The 18766-nt window shown below is 39.0% G+C and carries 19 protein-coding genes; all 19 read right to left on the reverse strand.

Annotation, left to right across the window (positions count from 1 at the left end):
- Nucleotides 1-222: a hypothetical protein gene (locus tag A9G22_RS10470; protein ID WP_218058805.1), complete on the reverse strand. Its 222-nt coding sequence runs from the start codon at nt 220-222 to the stop codon at nt 1-3.
- Complete coding sequence (locus A9G22_RS10475; protein WP_075508847.1) at nt 203-433, reverse strand: hypothetical protein; 231 nt, start codon at nt 431-433, stop codon at nt 203-205. Before A9G22_RS10475 ends, A9G22_RS10470 begins: the two co-directional genes overlap by 20 nt.
- Nucleotides 434-443: 10 nt before the next feature.
- Nucleotides 444-1253 carry a phage BR0599 family protein gene (locus A9G22_RS10480; RefSeq protein WP_075508848.1) on the reverse strand — a complete coding sequence of 270 codons (810 nt, stop codon included), beginning with the start codon at nt 1251-1253 and terminating at the stop codon, nt 444-446.
- Nucleotides 1240-2892, reverse strand: a complete 1653-nt coding sequence (locus A9G22_RS10485; protein ID WP_075508849.1) for a hypothetical protein — start codon at nt 2890-2892, stop codon at nt 1240-1242. The genes A9G22_RS10480 and A9G22_RS10485 overlap by 14 nt, the downstream gene beginning before the upstream one ends.
- The gene (locus A9G22_RS10490) at nt 2892-3851 is read right to left on the reverse strand and encodes a hypothetical protein (protein ID WP_075508850.1); all 960 of its coding nucleotides are present in this window, start codon (nt 3849-3851) and stop codon (nt 2892-2894) included. Before A9G22_RS10490 ends, A9G22_RS10485 begins: the two co-directional genes overlap by 1 nt.
- Nucleotides 3852-3865: 14 nt before the next feature.
- On the reverse strand, nt 3866-4798 hold the full coding sequence (locus A9G22_RS10495; protein WP_075508851.1) for a hypothetical protein: 933 nt from the start codon (nt 4796-4798) through the stop codon (nt 3866-3868).
- Nucleotides 4799-4800: 2 nt separating this feature from the next.
- A complete protein-coding gene (locus A9G22_RS10500) occupies nt 4801-8340 on the reverse strand; it encodes a phage tail length tape measure family protein (protein WP_075508852.1) in 3540 nt (1179 codons plus the stop codon).
- Between the two features lie 214 nt (nt 8341-8554).
- Nucleotides 8555-8971 carry a DUF6631 family protein gene (locus tag A9G22_RS10505; RefSeq protein WP_075508853.1) on the reverse strand — a complete coding sequence of 139 codons (417 nt, stop codon included), beginning with the start codon at nt 8969-8971 and terminating at the stop codon, nt 8555-8557.
- Between the two features lie 72 nt (nt 8972-9043).
- A complete protein-coding gene (locus A9G22_RS10510) occupies nt 9044-9805 on the reverse strand; it encodes a hypothetical protein (RefSeq protein ID WP_075508854.1) in 762 nt (253 codons plus the stop codon).
- 19 nt (nt 9806-9824) lie between these two features.
- Entirely contained in the window at nt 9825-10274 is a 450-nt protein-coding gene (locus A9G22_RS10515) for a phage tail terminator protein (RefSeq protein ID WP_075508855.1), read from the reverse strand.
- Complete coding sequence (locus tag A9G22_RS10520) at nt 10271-10792, reverse strand: gp436 family protein (RefSeq protein WP_075508856.1); 522 nt, start codon at nt 10790-10792, stop codon at nt 10271-10273. Before A9G22_RS10520 ends, A9G22_RS10515 begins: the two co-directional genes overlap by 4 nt.
- Before the next feature lie 50 nt (nt 10793-10842).
- Nucleotides 10843-11769, reverse strand: coding sequence for a phage capsid protein (locus A9G22_RS10525; RefSeq protein WP_075508857.1), 927 nt, complete (start codon nt 11767-11769; stop codon nt 10843-10845).
- A gap of 61 nt (nt 11770-11830) precedes the next feature.
- Entirely contained in the window at nt 11831-12190 is a 360-nt protein-coding gene (locus tag A9G22_RS10530; RefSeq protein ID WP_075508858.1) for a hypothetical protein, read from the reverse strand.
- A gap of 77 nt (nt 12191-12267) precedes the next feature.
- The gene (locus A9G22_RS10535; protein ID WP_075508859.1) at nt 12268-13350 is read right to left on the reverse strand and encodes a hypothetical protein; all 1083 of its coding nucleotides are present in this window, start codon (nt 13348-13350) and stop codon (nt 12268-12270) included.
- A 231-nt stretch (nt 13351-13581) separates the two neighbouring features.
- On the reverse strand, nt 13582-14028 hold the full coding sequence (locus A9G22_RS10540; protein WP_075508860.1) for a phage virion morphogenesis protein: 447 nt from the start codon (nt 14026-14028) through the stop codon (nt 13582-13584).
- 94 nt (nt 14029-14122) lie between these two features.
- On the reverse strand, nt 14123-15349 hold the full coding sequence (locus tag A9G22_RS10545; protein WP_075508861.1) for a PBECR2 nuclease fold domain-containing protein: 1227 nt from the start codon (nt 15347-15349) through the stop codon (nt 14123-14125).
- Entirely contained in the window at nt 15342-16832 is a 1491-nt protein-coding gene (locus tag A9G22_RS10550; protein WP_141670048.1) for a DUF935 domain-containing protein, read from the reverse strand. The genes A9G22_RS10545 and A9G22_RS10550 overlap by 8 nt, the downstream gene beginning before the upstream one ends.
- Entirely contained in the window at nt 16832-18223 is a 1392-nt protein-coding gene (locus A9G22_RS10555; RefSeq protein WP_082264539.1) for a terminase large subunit domain-containing protein, read from the reverse strand. Before A9G22_RS10555 ends, A9G22_RS10550 begins: the two co-directional genes overlap by 1 nt.
- Nucleotides 18220-18765 (reverse strand): phage protein Gp27 family protein, encoded by a 546-nt coding sequence (locus A9G22_RS10560; protein ID WP_065574284.1) that lies wholly within the window; start codon nt 18763-18765, stop codon nt 18220-18222. Before A9G22_RS10560 ends, A9G22_RS10555 begins: the two co-directional genes overlap by 4 nt.
- Nucleotide 18766 lies beyond the last annotated feature (1 nt).

The raw sequence follows: 18766 nt of genomic DNA on the forward strand, positions 1-18766 counted from the left end.
TTACCCCTTATGCACACTAGCTTGCTTTGCGAGTTCAACAATACGAATAGCTAATGCATCACCCGTACTTAAAATCGTTGCACTATCAATCCCACCATTTTGAATAAAATCGTTAAAACTCAGTCCATAGTGTTTAAACCACGCTCGTAGCCCCCACGCACAACCACCGCCTCGGCGAATATCTGCCATAGTTATCCATATACTATTTTCTAATTGCTTCATAACGATAATTTCCATACGCCAGCACAAACCAATCCGCAGTCCAACAATCACCAAAAAACACACACTGTGGCGTTCCTTCTGTTGGCTGGGGATAATCAAAGTCATCAAACGTTGCTGCATTAACCTTATTATTATGTTTTTTGGCTAATGCTTGATTTAGAAAATAGGATGCAACCAGTACAACAACAAAACGCGCAATCGCCCACCACATAATTAACCTCCTAGAATAGTTTAGTAATGCTATACGGTGATTTGCCGGGCAGGTGTGGGCAACCACCATAATTCAAATGGTTATTAAATTTATTTTCACATGTATCAATCGTATTATCACAACCAGGATATACATTAATTATCAAGCCTACACTTAAGCCATAAGTCCCACCGTACAGACTTAAATTATTGTTGTTATGCATGCGAATACCTCGCCTTTCTGTTAGACCTTCAAACTCATATTCAATATAGCCACCGCTAAAGTAACCATTATTAATACTCTGTGGTACATTGAATGTAATTGATTTACCATCTAATGCGGTGATCTCTAATCCTGAAATGACATAATGACGAGCTTTAACTTTACATCTACTATCATAAAGTGCATGGGGGCACTTTCTACCCCAGGTCAGCCTCAATCCCTGACGACCAAATGTATTGACAATATTAGTTGTGATAATTTTAGCTTCACCAATTTTTTCACGTTTGACTTCAGTGATATTACCTACCCATGCCACCCGTAACTCTTGTTGATTATCATGATAATGCATGCGATAAATTCTAATTTTTACCGATGTACTCGGTGGCACACCTCGGTAAAACGAAACAACTTTATTCGTAACGGGTAAGGTAATTTCAACATTATTACTGCTTGCTGATAATCCGTTATCACTAATTGCAATCGCTTCCCACAGAGCATTATTGACCATTATCGAGCGATCGGCATTTGTATAGCGGTAATACAAATTCTGCCTTTTAAACTCATACAGTGTTAACGGTTGTCCATTTGCAACAGAATACTCAAACTCACTCCAACTCATATCTTACCTCCCTAAATGTAACGTTTACTCTCGCCGTGCCGTCAGCATCAGTTAAATGCTCCCATACAACTTTGTCATCATTTAAACGGCATAGACGCATTATGGATATTTTGATTACTTCCTGGCGCATAAATGCAACCTTTTTATTGAGCAATAACCGAAGTCCGTTGTTATTGCTTTTTACGTTGACAATTTCACGATATAAAATGCGGTTACCACTCAGTAAAATTCTTAAGAACTGTCCGCCGAGATCCGTTTCAGTCATATTATTTTGTTCAATATCTAAAATTTCACTAGTTGCATCATCAACTAGTTTGCAATCATTACTAAACGAGGGTACAAAAATTGGTTTTTGGCGACCACGGAGGGCATAAAACAAGGCACGCAGTTCAAGTTGTTTATTACGGCCATTAATTAAAAATTCATGAGATTGAGTAATAAAAACACGACTCGCGCTATCTGAGTAGTACACGATACCCGTTTGATTGTCGATTTCACGTCGCATTGATTCATATGAAACATGTACATCATCTGACCAATCTGGTTCTTGCTCCAGCACATAAAAATTATTGTATATAGGTAGCTCAACATTAACGTTAATGTCATTTTTTTCAACAACTAAAAATCGTAACTCTGCGGTTGCTAATTCATCTGTTCGCCTGATAATTTTAGGTGGTTCAGTCAATTTTGCCGATTTAATTGGAAATACTTTTGCACCTTTTGAAACGGCTGTATATATTGGTTCAGATAGTGTAATACTTAAATGTGTGATTGACTCAATATTGGCCACAATCGTATTACTATTATTCATAACTATTAGATTACCGCCAACATGGTAATCTCGCCCCATAGTTGATAAATAGATTGTCTTATCACCCGGGTTGATTTCTCTATCCAGTAATGCTATATCACTATAAATCGGCAATGAAAACGAGCTTAAATAGTTCTGAAATAGTATATTTTCAATTTGTCGACGTTCATGTTGATGGATCAGTATTTGAAATTCAAATGTGCGACGGGGTGTTAATCGCATTGATACACGCTGTTCTGCCCCTGTTTGCGATTGATGTATATTGGTTTTCCATTCTAATGTTTCAGTAATACCTTGCGACCAATTCGGTGAGAGAGAAAGCGGTAGGGAACGATTACCATTAACAACTAATGTAACGGTTTCAGCGTTTAGAAAATGAAACGAAATTGTACAGTTAATGCTATCCGTGCCGTGGCTATCAATATCAATTGATAATATTTTTAGGCTTAATCGGCTAAATAAAACTGGTAACGTCACATTACTGACAGTGACCCCTTGTTCACTATAGGTAATATCAGTCAGAATTTTACTGCTGAAATAGCCGTTGAAAATTGATACTTCTATAGTGCGCTGATTACTGACATAGCCGACATCAATCGTAGACGGGTTAATATAGAGCTTGTTATAAATAATATTTAAAAATGATTGTGTAATGTAGCCTTTTCGAACATTGAATAACTGCAACGGTATGCCACGTGTAGCTAGCCCCGTTTTTTCGTCAACGACAGAGGACAGTCGAGCCATCCCCTGATATAGTTGTAAATCAAAACTACGTTGACCACGTAACTTTAAATTATTAATAACGTATCCTGTATGTTGGTTACTCATCACTCAATTACTCTATAAACGTAGCCTAGGTCATAACTGTTATCCTCATCCTGAACATTTTCTGTGACCGTTTGAAACATTGTTGCTGCGCAACAATAATATTTTTCACCATTAATTTTACGAATGGTGCCCGGAACAACACTGTCAATTCTGGCGACATAAAAATCAGGAACTACACCGATTCGGTGATATTGTTTGCTAGCTAAATGCAGATAAATCGATTGGGGCACCAACGTTATCAAATTATTAAATTGAGATAAACTCGCGTCAACTAACATCATGTCCGGATGCGGTTTCCACGATCGCTCAATCGTTGCATCACCAACTCCCATGGAGCCTACGCCTTCGTATCCAGACTCATTTGCGCCAAAAAAATAATCGTTTCCCTCAACTCTAATGACGCTGGCACTGCTGCGTGAATCGTGATTTCCGATAAACAAATACATATTGCTAGTAAACGGATATGATGCGCGACTAGTGTCATTCGTGTTTGTTGAATGTGTTCCATATGCGTAATGACCACCATTGTAAATCCCACATTTTTTTATTGTCCCGATGCCAAAATGTCGAAAACGACGAGAATCGACACGTACAACAACATGAATGTATTGTGCTGTTGCTAAAAATGTATATGACGCAAATGGTTCATGATGAAAATTGGTACCAGCCCCCAAATAATAGCGATAGAAATTTGCTTTACCGTTAACAGTGCTTGAACCAGCTTGGTTATCCCAGGGTAAATTTGCGTTAAACTGATTGTTGATAACAATGTACAACGTGGGGAGTGAATTTGATGTGGCAACTTTTAGGCTCCAAAAACAATTTTCATTATGTAAATACAGTTCTTTTGCTTTAGTATCAATTTTATCTACAACCCACCCCTGAACCGATTGTGCAAATTTCGCCAATTTTGATAGTAAATCCACGACTGATGAGGCGTTACCCGTTTGATATGCCATGCTGAGCTCCTATCCTATACTTTTTCAATTGCAAAAAAATCAACATTCGTTACACGAAAACCGTTTTGAAAAATAATAAATTCACGTCCATCATCGGTTTTAATCGTATCCTCTGCCGCTCGGCTTAACCCTGGTACCCAGTAAACACCATCTAACGCCCCCCAAAATTGAGTTGCACCTGTTGTTACATCTACAATCGATACGGGATATAGCGGTGAGTAATTACCGGGTGATGCTGTTAATATGTTGATTATTTTATTACCATAAAATTTTTCAATCCCCCTAGGATACAGCAAATTTGTTTCACTACCGCTAGATCCATAAAACTGTTGCCACGCTTGAGATGGTGTAAATAGGTAAAAATGACTGATGCGTGGATCGATAATTGACGCAAAATAATCTGTTGTAACGGAATATCGTTGTAGTTCATTATTACAGCTACCCGCAATGACCAGCGGATACGGATACTCATTTGGCAATGCGCTGGGCAGCATAAAACCGCAATAACAACTTGAATAAACAGTTGTCATTTTTGTTACCACAATAAATCGACGATTATTGGCAAAAAACCAGTAATGTAATGGATTATTATCAGCAAATAGTCCAACTTGTGTGCGATTTAACATACCGCTAAATATGTCATTGGGTTGATTGATTAATTCAACATTAAAGTAGGTTCCACCGCAGAAATAAAGATTATAAGTATCATTTGAAATGCGATTATCTGTTTTACACGCAACATAAATATTATTGCCAGCAGTCGCTCCCGGCGCACTCCATGCATATGATTTTCGTTTTGCTATAGTTGCTGTAGCCGCAGTTTCACCACTGTAAATTTCTGTCCAGTTATCACCTGTTTTAACTAATTCACTATCAGTTGTTAAAAATAGATTTAATTTATCCAGTAAATCAATTTCGTTATCTGCAATGCCACTTTGATAAGCCATAGTTAAATCCCCAAATCTTGTTTAATTGTCTGTTTATTTGCTCGAATAAATGTTTTAAATGCTCTGCCACCCGTTACGCTATTGATGCCACGACTGACCATATCACCCGCATCAATGACTAGTTCTTGCTGAATAACGGGACTCAATACAGTTGGGGAGATTTTGCGTTGTTGGTTATCATCAAGTAATGGCGCTTTTGGGATATTGACATTACTAACAAGTCCACCGGTTGCATAACGATGCAATCGCCCAGTATTGATGGCATGTAAATAGTCAATACCATATTTTTTGACTGATGCTGCATTAACAACATATTCACCATTAGACAATTTAGCGGGAATAGAATCTGATGTTGATGTACCAGCTCCGGTTATATAACCACCCGTTGCTGCAGCTACTGCTGCCGCGCCTATAGCAGAACTGCCCGCATTTGCACCAGCACTAGCACTTGATGCTGAAATCATTGCTGCACTAATAATTTCACCTGCTGTTGTTCCGGCTGTTACCATCGATGCTGAAATCGTTTCTGCACCAATACCTGTCGACATCGATATTGACTCACCCATCAACCCTGCGCCAGTCGCGCTACTTGTTGCAATTGCTGTTTCCATCAATCCGGCAGAAGCAGCAGCATTTGCATTATCAACAGCAGCATCAGTGGCAGTACCAAATAGCGAACTACCTAAATTTGATAGTCCATTCATTGCCATATCAGCTAAACCTTTTGTCGCAACTTGCACCATCGACGATAAAATACTTTGCGCTAGATTTTGCAGTGCATCTTTTAATTCAAATGTACCTTTAGCTAAACTATCTAAACTACCTTGAATACCACTTTGCAATCCGTTTTTAAATGCATTAGTCAGTGCATCTGTGGTTTTATTTAGTTCAGCAATTTGTAGTTGTAATGTTACCAACGCTTTTTGGGCATTTTCGCCAGCTTGTCCGGGTAATTCAGTCATAGCTTGCAAAGTAGGTAAATATTTGGCAAGTTCTTGCGCTGTTTGCTTGTGCAAATCAACTAACTGGCTTTGTGCTTCAATTTGTGTAATTAAACCAGCAGTGACTTGTGCTTGTATACTTTGTTCTTTAATTGACTGTTGTGATTGTGCTTGCTGAACTTTTGCTAAAATTTCGGCAAGATTTGCTTCAGCTTTTTTTAGTGGTAACAACTGGTCAATTAAGTTAATACCTTCGATATTTTTATTGGCTTTAAGTTGTGCTATAACAGCTTGATACCATCTATCAATCTCTGCCGTTTTAAGGCGGGCAGGATCAAACAATAGCGAATTGAGTTGATTTTGTAATTCGTCATTTATTTTTTTATTTTCGTGTGCTGTAATTGCATTATTTGCCGCATTAGCTCGATTACGTTGCTCTACCGTTAATTTTTGAGAATCAATTAACGCTTGCCGAGTTGCGTATGTTTTTTGTGTCTGCTTATCCGCTTGTGATTCCAGCGATTTTATAAATTGCTCTGTTTCACGTGCTGCAGATTTTGCCGCTCGGGCTGATTCTTGTATTGCTTTTTTCTTTGCTTCGTGCGCATCTATCAATTTTGCATTAGCGATAATCTCTTTTTTGAGCTCTGGGCTAGCATTTTTATACTGACCTTTTTCTATTTCATAAAGTGCTTTAGCTAGGGCAGTACTTTTTTCTTGTAATGCGACCTTATTTTTTAATTGTTCATTATATTGACTTAGCAATTTTTTGGCTTCTTGCTCATCTACCAATTTTGCATTAGCGATAATCTCTTTTTTGAGCTCTGGGCTGGCATTTTTATACTGACCTTTTTCTATTTCATAAAGTGCTTTAGCTAGGGCAGTACTTTTTTCTTGTAACGCAACTTTATTTTTTAATTGTTCGTTATATTGTCTTAGTTGTTTATCCGTAATTTCTTTTACATCTTTATCATATTGACCACCAGAAAATGATTTTCCGTCTTTTGATGTAACCCCTTGAGCCTGCAAATCTTTACGACCTTTTTCGTTGGCCCATAGTGCTTCATATTTTTTACGTAATTCATCAACCGCTTTAGCTTGTTTTTCGGCATCGCTTGCATTTTGTTTATGAAGCTCGTCAAGTTCTTTTTGGGCATTGATTGCTTTTTCATTAATGACATCAGTATCATGCTTTTCTTGTGCTTCTTGTTGCCGTTTATCTCGTTCTGCATATTTTTCTTGTAATGCTTTATCGTCATTTTTATTATATGAAATCGCCCCATAACCGGACACAATATGGAACCCTCGATTTTTGGCTTCTTCTAACCTTTCAATATCTTCATCTAAGTTTGATAAGCCCAGGCTGAATTTAATATCTTTTTTTAATCTATTTCCTACATCACTCACTCCATTTTTAAAATTTTTCCATGCATTTTCTAACCAATTGAGTTGTTCCTCCATCTTATTTGCACTGACTTCCATCTCTTTAGCATATCTTTCGGTGGCAACCGCAATGGCTTGCTCTGCGTCACCTTGAGCCTCAAGTGCGGCAATACGCTGATAAGTGGCTAAATCTAACCAATGGTATTGTTTATTACTGTCAACTGCCCAGCTTGTAACCGAATTTTCAAGACCTTTAAATGATTGAGCGGCTTCTTGTGCATTTTTTCCTGTCACTTGTGCCATATATGCTGATGCTGTAGCGATATTTTCAATCGATTTTGCTGATAACCGCCCCCCTGATGCCAGTTCCGCAATAACATCACGTGTTTCACTGTAGTTATGATTAATTTTACCGATGCGTTGAGACATCACCTCAAGCCCACCAGCTGTAGCACCAGCATAATTACCTGTTGAAATTAATGCACGATTAAACCGCCCTTGGTCTGAAATTATCGTACTTATCACTTGTGACATTTTGTAAGCGGCAGCAACAAAAATACCAACGGATAATGTGGCAGCACTAAATAATGGTGGTAACCGTCCCGTCATATTACCAACTGTTAGTAATGAATTTCCCGCTGATGCAAAATTACCACTTGCTAATTGTTTAAACATACTGGCGATACTACGACGAGCGCCTCTGGTATTCAGATCTAATTTTTTAGTACTTTCATTGAGTGTTTCAACCGTTGATAGAGCTACACGTTGGTTATTGATTTTCCCAAGATAATCATCAAACGTATCAGTATCAATCACGCCCGCTTTTTTTGATTGACGTAGTTTACTTTCTAATGCATCTAATCGACTTAAACCTTTAGTTGCTGGATCAATACTTGCTAATAATTGATCCAACCCAGATTTTAATTTCTCAACCTCTTTTTGATGAGCCTTAGTAACTTTTGCCGCTGCCTCTTGCGCCTTAGCAAGTTTTTCTTGCTCTTTGATGTAATCATCCCACAAAGATTCAATATGAACTCTTTTCCATGATTCAGATTGTTGATTAAATAATTTTTGGAAACTTTCAGCGTTTTTGCGGTTTGCTTCTTGAATGGTTTTTGCTGAATCTTTAACTTCATCACTCACTTCATGAATATTTTTTTTAGCACGATTCACGTCAGCCGTGAATTTCATTGCAATATTCATATCGTTATTAGCCATTATTATTGCTCTCCGCGTAACTGTTTTACAAACTTTGTAACTTGTTTACCACCATTAAAGCCAACACAAATATCTTCAATTCGGTTAGCTCGTTCTCGGTTTTGTAACTTAATTAATTCATCGTAATACAGCAGTAATTGGCGTTGCGTGTAATGCGGTAACTGCTGCGCATCATGTCCATTTTTAATTAATAATGTAAAAACCTCACTCCAGCTTACTGATTTGCCTGTTTTGCAGCGTTTTGCCGAATGATTTTGCGAGTTACCGCGTTCATAAAAAAACGAGAATTAACAACCCACCACCAATCAAGTAATTGCAAACCATCTTCATATGACAACGCTTCAATAAACGAAATCGGTTTTTGAATAGAAGTACTGATTAACGAATAAACCAACTCTAAATTACCCATAATAATTGTGTCGGCTTGCTCAATAGTGATTTTGTTTGTACCGTTCATTTCATTCACAATTAATGCAACAAACTGGTCAATTTCGTTACCGATTGTTAGTGCATCTTTAAATGAATATTCACGTACTGTAATTGTTTCACCAGCTAGCACGATCTCACGATTCGGCATTAATGTTGCTAAATCATTTGATTCTTCTTTTGTTGCTGTCACTTTTTCTGCCATGTTATTTACCTACTAATAAAATTAGAGAGTTGAATAATTAGCGGTGACACATCACCGCATAATAAAATAAATTTACTTCGCCTTTTGAACGTATGAGCCAAAATAACCAAGCGAGCTATCCTTGTTTTGACTCATATCAGCTAAGACCGTGGCAGTAAGTGGTAATTCACCGTATCCCTCATTGTGTAGTAACGAGAAGTTAGAAATTGGGTTGAATTTAACGCGGAATAGCTCCACAATTACATGTTCATTTTCACGGTCAGTATTGATACCATCGAGCATAAACCAACGTTCTGGTGGTTGACGGGTAAAAATGCCCAAGCTTTCAGTCTTAGCGTATGAATAATCTACCGTTGCTGTTAATGCCTGTGTAGTTAGTAACTTGATTAATCCAGCATGAGCTGATTCGATTTCATAATCCGTACCTAATACTAATATGGTTCCATCAGCAATTTTTAACTCAACATCGGCAACAAATGGATGGGCTAATTTGATGCGGTCACCAATTACCAGACTTTCAGGTAATTTTTCATCAGTGACAATACCCGCATCAACAGTAATTTTTTCACCATAAAGCGCTAACGCAATGTTTTCGATTGACCAATCTTTTAACGTAAGATTTAACGTACCACTTTTACCCAGTGTTAATTCACCAACTTGTAGACGTTGTCCTGTATATGATTCATTTTGTGTTACCGTTTCAACACTTAGTTCCATTTCACAGGAATCAGCCGTACCCACATGCCGAAATGCACCAGGGCGGGCTGGTAAACTTGCAGTATCACGAGTAGCGAGATTAATCGTACCCTGAAGACTCATTAATAAATCTGACATATCTTTCTCCTAAAACTATTTATCGGCTACCAATAAAATGCTGGGTTTGAAATGAATCAATCCACACTAGAACGCCATTTTGAAAACCTAACGTTTGCCCACCAACCCATGTGACTGGACGAACTCCATCAATAAACTGAACTGTTTTACCAATCAACAAATCACGCACCGCACCTATAACCGGATTTGCCAATTGTTTTACATTTTGAATATTGGTCGCGTGGCTTGATAAATCACGAGCTACAATCACAACACCAAAATTAACATTGACAGATTGCCTTGTGCCGACGGGGTTATCATTGGGCGTTTCTTTACCAAGCAGAACATAAGCACTTGGCGTTGGCGCACTGGTTAAATCTGTTAACTTGCTGTACTCAGCACTAGTACCAACAAACACTAAGTTTTTTTCTTGCAGTAATACCTTGAGTTTGTCAGCAATAACTGATACATCAAATGGTGCGCTGCTCATAGTCCAAAATCCCGTAATGTGTTCATATCAAATACACGAACAGGGCCAGTTTGTTTCGGAACACCGCCTGCGACGGGTAGAATATCTTCAATACCAAGCGAATATTTCCCTTCAGCTACCATTTTTAAAAAGCCCAGAACTTGTTTGTAATCACGCACGATAGGATCGCTTTTTTCATCAGAAACTCGATTGCGATGCAATTTATAACGAACAATAATGCGTGCCCAATCTGTCAATAATCGAGGCACAACAGTTAATGGCAGCTTATGCCCACGCTGACGCAAAAAACCATTGATTTCAGCTTCAGTATCAGCTATTGATTCATTAATACGTGAGATTGCTCGATTTGCATTAATAACATCATCAGGTAACCAATTTGAAACATCACCACCATTAATAATGACTTCCAACAAATTAGCATCTACTGGAATTTCACCATCTTGTGCAACCAATTGCGATAGCTCAATGAGTCCTGGACGTTCGGATAAATTTAGCAATGTAATGTATGGAATATTCATCATCTTTACCCAAACCAACGATAAATTATCGTTGGTTGTTGTTCACATTATTAACTGTTTGCTGGAATAACATTTTCAAACAGATAGCCCGCATCTTTAGCTACAACGAGCTCTTTGACTGACTCACCAACTCGAACACGTTGACCGCCACGTAAACCGATATCAGGATCAACAATCGAACCCGAAACACGATCTTTAAATTGAGCTGTATAACCGAACGTCACACCGCCGTTAGTATTTGCTAATTTATTACGTACCGTGAATGATGCTTTATTGCCCCAAGCACGAAGTAATGCTGGAGATTTACCTGGTTTTGCACTATTTAAAAATGCATCACCGACATAAATGGCTTCTAACTCTAATAAGTCAGCTAAGAACCCTAGCGGAACAAGACCGTTTTCACCCGCATTACCATGGTATGCGGCAACAATTTTTCGATGACGACGTAATATTGTGGCAACTCGACGTCCTAGTGTGCCGATATTTGGACGCTGAACCATTGCATCAAATGCATCCGTTATTAATGCTACTGGGTCACTATCAGGATTATTCCATTGCTGTGCAGAAGTTAATGTTTGTTTATTGTTGTAATTTGCACCATTAAAAAGCAAATTTGCAGCTCGAACCTCACGATCTAACAAAATTAAATCAGTCGTGGCTTCAACGGCATGACCAAGTGGGTTATAGCCTGTAATGGCTGTATCAATATCATCTTGAGGGACAGGGCTATCAAGTCCCCAATCTTCAACTGAGCTTTCTTTTTCTTTGGCACTAAACTCAACTTGATTCGGTTGTGACGTCCGACCAACTTTGGTATTAGGCAAAGTAAATCGCTCTGAAAAATCAAATTCAAGCCATTTAAATGATGTGCTAGAAACAGGCACACGGGGCAAAACCTCATCGGCAATTAACTTATTATTACGGTAAGCGATAGCAATTGCAGTCAACTGCGGTTCAACGGGAAAAGGACGTTGCATATAAAACTCCTATTTATAAAATTGTTTATCAAAGACCATGGACCATTAGTTAAATAAAAGGCTAAGCTTGTTTGCTTGGTGCAATCCAAATAGAGCCTAATTCATCGACGTTACCCGCAACTTCGGCATAGCCAATAATAAAATCACCTGACATCGCTTTTTTAGCTCGGCCATCCGCATTTGCAGTGATTGGGTCACCAATCGCAATGGTTTCGCTATAAAAAACTTGTGCCAATCCGCTGCGTACAACGTCAAACACTTCTCCATCACCACCACCGACAATTGTTGATACACCGATTAATAATGCAGTACCGTCAATTGCAGTTTTTGCTAGCCCATCTTCATTACCATGACACACAATTACACGAGGCTTGATTTCACCTTCTGCTGTTTTTGCAACTGTTAAACCCGGAATATTCATATTGAGAAACCTCTAAATTAAAATTCAAAATAAGACTGAAATTAATCAGTCCATGTAATATTGTTTGCTTTTGCTGTTTACTGTTTTTTAGCTTTCGTTACATGCTCAACAGCTTGGGAAATAGAAACTGTGATACCTTTGTCTGCTTGCTCTTGTTGATATTTTTTTGCTAAATCAGCAATAACTTTAGGATCTTGTTTAGCATCACCGTCTTTAGTACCTTTATCCGCCCCCGACTTTTCAGCAAAATCCATAAATGCGGGACGCTCAGAAAGTACTTTTTTGATTAAATCGGATGGTGAACTGTTGACCGTTGCATCACCTTCAGCAAACGAAATTGGCTCACTACCTAGCGACATAAACACTTCAACGACTGTAGTTTTATGGGTTGGTAATAATTTGCCAGATTTAACTAATTCATCAGCAAAGGCGGCAAATTCCGCACGCTTGTTAGTTTGTTCTTTTTCTAGCAATGCTTGTTCACGTTTTGCTAGTTCAGCATTTTTAGCGTCAATTGCTGCTTGTTGTTCGGCAAAGCTAGCGTTGAAAGTGTGTGGCATTTTTTCTTTCTCCTTTTGTTTTCGGTCGGATATTGCACGCAATGATTCAAGGCGCCATTGCGGTAAAAATAGGTCAGCACAGGCAATGCCGGCTTTTTCAATCAGCAGGTCACGCAAATTAGATAAAATTGAAATCAAATTCTCATCAAATTCTTCATCAGCCATAGAGAACTCTGCGGCACCTTGCTCACCTTCAGACTCCGCAAAACTGGCGTCAGGCAAGCCTTTAATAGCAGGAGCTGCTGCACCTAAAAAACCGATGTGACGAGCATAATAATGACCCGGTTTAGGATTGCCCGGTGAATCCGGCAAATAAATTGAAAGTGAACGTTTTTTATAACTTCCCGCATTATAGGCTTCAGCAAATTCTGGATTAATCTGATCTAACTTGGCATAAACCAAACCATCTTTTACTTCAAATGATTTTGCCCATGCATAAGCTGGTGCAGTTAGTTTTGGATGACCGATTACAGCAGGCGCTTCTGACAAGCTCGGATCATAGCTTTCTGCTAAATCAATACAGTTCTCTAAAGTGAAAGTGATTTTTCGACCATCTACCGCAGTGTGCGTACCAGGTTTAAAAACGGGGATAAGTGCCATAAAAAATGCTCCAATAAATTGATATAGAGCATCATGATCTATTTTAAGGAAAGGGTAATCTGAACGCGGGCAGATAATTTTTTAATGATTTGGAAAGGAGAGTGGCAAAATAATAGAAAGAATATACACTAAAAACTTATTATAAAGCATTTACAACACGATTAAAGCGATTCGTAAATAAACTGATTAGCCTTTTTTAATAAAGTGGCTTAAAACGCGTTATATTGCGTTTTAAGCAAAACCCAAGTGCTCACGCACAACATCGACCAATAGTAATTTATCTTGGGCGCTAATGCCAAGCCATGGGCGTGCTGGAATTACCACGCCCTTAACTGGTTTAATTGTACCGCCGAAATGATGGATAGCGCCATAGATTAAGTTCGTACCAAACAACAAAGTATTGCCTTCAATCTGCCAATGCAACGTACTTCTTAGATTACCATCTAGCGTTAAAATTTTATCTTTTTGTTTGGGTTTTGAGTCTTTATACCAAGGAGATAGTTCTTTCCACGGTACACCATCGGGCGATTCTTGGGCATTAAAGCGTGCTTCATGAATATCAAGTAATACTTCGCCCATATGACTAAATAAACTTTGAGTATCATCTATGGCCGCTTCAATATGAAGCATAGCATCAAGCGCATTTTGTATATTAAACTCAATATTTACGCCAGTCATTTTTTCACCTATACTATTTTGAATGTAAGTAAGCAGCTTCTGCCAAAGCCTCAATTCCTTACTTATGCACCTCAATTATGGCAGTGATTGAGGTTTATCGTTTAAACACTCGAACACCGACCCGAAGCTGTTCTAAATATTCAGGGTTATCGGGCGCAAATGTTGTCACACCCAGCCAACCATCATCACCCACTTCAAATACCGCAAGCATTGGCTTAACTTCGCCATCAATCATAAAACGTGAGATATAGCGACGGCGAACCACCGATTTTTGTAGATGATCAAAGTATTCCATTCTTGTCCAAATTTCATCGGGCAGTTTTAACGAATCCGCAAGTAACAATAAAAATTGCTCACGACCACGTTTTGTCACTTTCAATTCACCAGTTTTGCTAACAGTGAAAAGCTGTTTACCGATTACTAATGCATCACCGGCTACATCTTTAAAAATAGCTGGCTTAGTTAACGTTGCGCCAAATTCATTTAAGAAAATATTGGCATAATCTTCTTCAGTTAAGCCTTTTTCTAACAGTCTATTTTTGCTTACTTCACGGATTGCTGGCCATTCATCAGTTGCTTTGCTTGATGGTAAACCTCGTTTTAAAGTTGGATCTGTATCTAATGGATTTGGTACAAAATTATCAAGTTTTGATTGTCCGGGAATATGTTCAAAACTAGGGTCAATTCCTTCAGGTACTCGAACTATTCTAGGATTACCACTATTTTCACCAATCACTCTATCAACCCAATTTATTGTTGGTGCTTTGTCAGGTCGATTTTTTCCCATTCTTTTTAAATCACCTTTAGTCCGCCCACGAACACGGCACTGGCAACCATATCCATTTGGAGGGAAATGAGTATTCCACCATGGGTCATTAAAATTTAATACCAGATGATCCCAACTTTGATGAAGTTCACGAGGGTGTTCAACATAATCACTATGTAAGTATTCTAGATATGGAAATTTTGCATCACGTAGTTGTTGATAGCGACCCGCTTGGTAAGAACTGTTTAAATTCGTTTCATAGATGATACGAGTACGCCAACTAAAACTACCGTTATAGCTCCAGCCATGTTTTTCGACAATTTCGGCAAAATCCTTTCTAAATTTTTCAAGTGTAGTGCCTTGGCTAATTGCTTTATCAATAGCTGCACGAAAATCATTTAGTAATGCATTACGATTAGCACCCGCCACAACAAAGGCATAATCATGCTCATTATTGTAGATATCTACATAGCTGTTTGTGGGCACATTTGCTTTACGTCTGAAGAATTCAATTTGCTCTTTAAATGGCAACGAGCCATATGCGACATTAACCATTTTTGCTATCCTCAAGTAGTTCTGTGCGACCTGCTAAATTAGCTGCTGTTAATGCTTCAGCCATGACCTTTGCATATTTATCTAATTGCATATCGGGAATTAGCTCAAATAACTTATCACGTAATTCTTCTAATGATTGAACATTATCAACCAGTTCTTTAATTTGATTAATCCATTGGTCGGTAACTGGTTGTATTTCCGTATTTAAATGATTTGATTGCAACACTGGTGCAAAGGTATTCGGTTGCTGTTCGGCAAAATCAACGTTTTTTAAAGATTGCGCATCAATCGGCTCTGCTAGTTGCGGTTTTTCTTCCCATTCACCACCATAAGTATCCTGTACATGCGAAAGAGTTGGGCGGTAGCCAGTTGATTCAATAATATTTTTATCACGTTCTGATAATGATTTCAGATCCTCAGGTTCATCAAAAATACGTGAAACTTGAGGGACAGCAGCACCGGGAAAATTCATCTGTGTAAACCAAGTACCTGGTCCTCGATTCCAACTCTCACACATTACATCAGAATCTGATTTTGCAATTGAACTTAATACCGCAGCTTGGAGTGATTCATCACCACCGATTGAGCTTGATGCACCACCTGAGGAAGTAATTTGCCCAACGGTTACACGCCTAATTGCTTCGTTCATTGAGTCGTAAAACGCTTTGTAATCGCCTGCGCCTGAGCGTGCTATTTGTAGCAATTCAAGCGTCATTCCATCTGGCATGATGATGCCTGAATCGGTCTGAATTGCACGAGTGAGTGACAGTAAGTCCCTTTTTTGTTCTTGTGTTGCACCTGTACTATATTTGCCCACTGCCGTTGGCATGCCGAATTTTTCCAGAAAAATTAGCCAGAACTTAATATCATTGCGTTTAAAAAAGCTTGGCCAGTAAAGCCAGTGAGCCAAGCCTAAGCCGTAGGGTTCATCATCATGATCGGCACCAGTTGCATAATGCCAAAAGTACGGTGCATCACAAGCAACACCTTCATGCATATTATTGGGCGTTAATAAGCGCAGTTCACCCATTGGAGTAAACCGAAAACGACGCCGATCACGAACTTTGATATCGTCAATCCAATATAGATTATCTTTGATGCCATAAATTAACTCCGCCACAGCATAACCGTAAAAAACACCGTAGTGCATTAACTTAGTTACACGGTCAAATCCCACCGACTTCAGTAACTCACTCATAGCTTCAGCAGCTTCGGTATCAATTGGTTTATCGCCTCCGGGTTCCACTTTCCATTCGCGAGAGATTACTGCATCTTGACGTTGGGTAAATGCTGACTTGACTTCATCATCATTCAATACTTCTTTATAAATATCTAAACGACCACCACCCCGATTACGAAGAACACTATCATCTGGCTGCGCTAGCGAACCAACATATAATTTAGTAATATCATTATTTTCACCTGTGCCTGCCAGCTCTCGTCCTGTTTCAACATGTGGCTTTTTGCCTTTAAACCATAACATTAAATAAATCCTCCAAAATCGTTACCGCCCCGTACCGTGCCAAAGCCTGTATCGGTTGTTTCCAGTTCTGAGCTACTCGAATATTGATTCAATGAACGGTAAGAATCACGAACGCCTAGTGATTGGTATTCAATTTCATACCCATCTTGGCTAGCTGCATTAATTGCAAGAAAGGCAGCCCAAGTTCGATCAGCATGACCATTACTATCAGAATCAGCAACAAAACGCGGTTGCCCCGTTGCTCCAGTCACTTTTTTTAACTTATGCAAATCAGCACGAAGGGCATTATTGCCAGCGGGAATACGAAGTTTTCTATCTTGAAATGCTTGTTTACCTTGTGTTGCTAATGTTAGTTTGTTAGGAGAGGTAAATAAAACACCTTCAATCACTGTTTCACCATAACGGCGTTTTGCATCTTCAACGGGTTTTTCGCCCATACCAGTCTGATCCATGCAACCTCTAATGACTCGATAACGGCGAAATACATCATCAAGCAGTAAATCTTGTTCAGCAAAAGAGAGTCGCTTTCTCTCAATAATTTCACGAGTCCAAAGAACATCGCCCACTTGTTCAATGACCCAAATAACAAATAGGTCATTACGTGCAGCAATATCAACGCCAACAAAACAAGGATTACCCGTATAGTGTTCAGGAACGCCTGCTTTTTCATCTTCAACGCTAGTAATTAAATCAAAATCAAGCCAACTGCTGGCTTCATCAAGCCACTTGAGTTCAAACTCTTGTGCCCATAAATCATCATCACCGGCACCTTTGCGTAATTCCTCAATATTTCGAGGCAACCCATCATTAACGCATTGATAAATATCCGCTACATGGCGTGACCAACCATCATCTTTACCAGTCATCAGTTCATAGAACTTATTCCCTTTACCATTGGGAGTGCTGATCACACGCAATTTTAATCCGGGCTTTGAAATAACAGGGAACAAGGCTTTCCAAATGGCACGGCTATCTTGATGAAAGGCAAATTCATCAAGTAACACACTAGCACTAAAACCACGAGCGGTGTCTGGATTGGCAGGTAAAGCAGTAATTTTACTGCCACCTGGTAATTCAACTTCTAACGCTCGAATATTGGCATCCCAATCATAATCGAGTTCTTTAAAACCTGCGGACATTGCACGCAGATGAACTTTAACCCCCTCATTCATGGCTTCACGTGCTTGACGTTCACCACGTGATAAAATCACCCAACGCGCACGTTTACCTTGAGCTTCAGCTCGCAAACAGTCGAGTACAATTTGTAATGTACTGGTAAAGGTTTTACCGCATTGACGAGAGAACATTGCAATAGCAAAACGGCTAGTGTCGTTTACCCACTGTTTTTGATAGTCATAGAGTTTTAAGGCCGGTTCATTTTTTACTGTCATAAGTCATACGCCGCTTTAATTACTTTAGCTAACATTTCAGCTGGTACTTCGCCTGTTTTTTCTAGCTCATCCAGTTTTTCTTTTTGTTCACGCAATAACTTTTCACGTGCTGCTTTCTCTATTTCCTGCCTTTCTTTAAAGCTTAATTGCCTTGCTTGCATGGCCTCTTTAGCGGCTTTCGCTAAAAAACTAATTTCTTTAATCGTGATATCTTCCGATTCATGCGCCTTAAATGCAGCACGCGTTGCCAGCGTTGTAACAGCCTGAGCAAGTAGTGCTCCTGATTTATCATCAACACTATCACCAAGTTCATCAACCAAAATACGTGATGCCGTTTCAATTTCACGTAAGCTATTGGTCATTTCATTAAATCCCTTCTGATATCGATGCAAACTGCTTCTGCTAGGAGTTTCATTGCTTGGGAATTTTTGTTGCAGTTCTGCAATCATCTCATCAAGAGTAAGTTGATCCGCTCGTAATAGTTTTTCAATGTATGAACGAACTTCGGGTTCTAATTTGTGGATCGTTGATTTACGTCCCATA

Origin of the sequence: Gilliamella sp. App2-1, assembly GCF_001690255.1 — a bacterium.
GTDB classification, from domain to species: Bacteria; Pseudomonadota; Gammaproteobacteria; order Enterobacterales; family Orbaceae; genus Gilliamella; species Gilliamella apicola_G.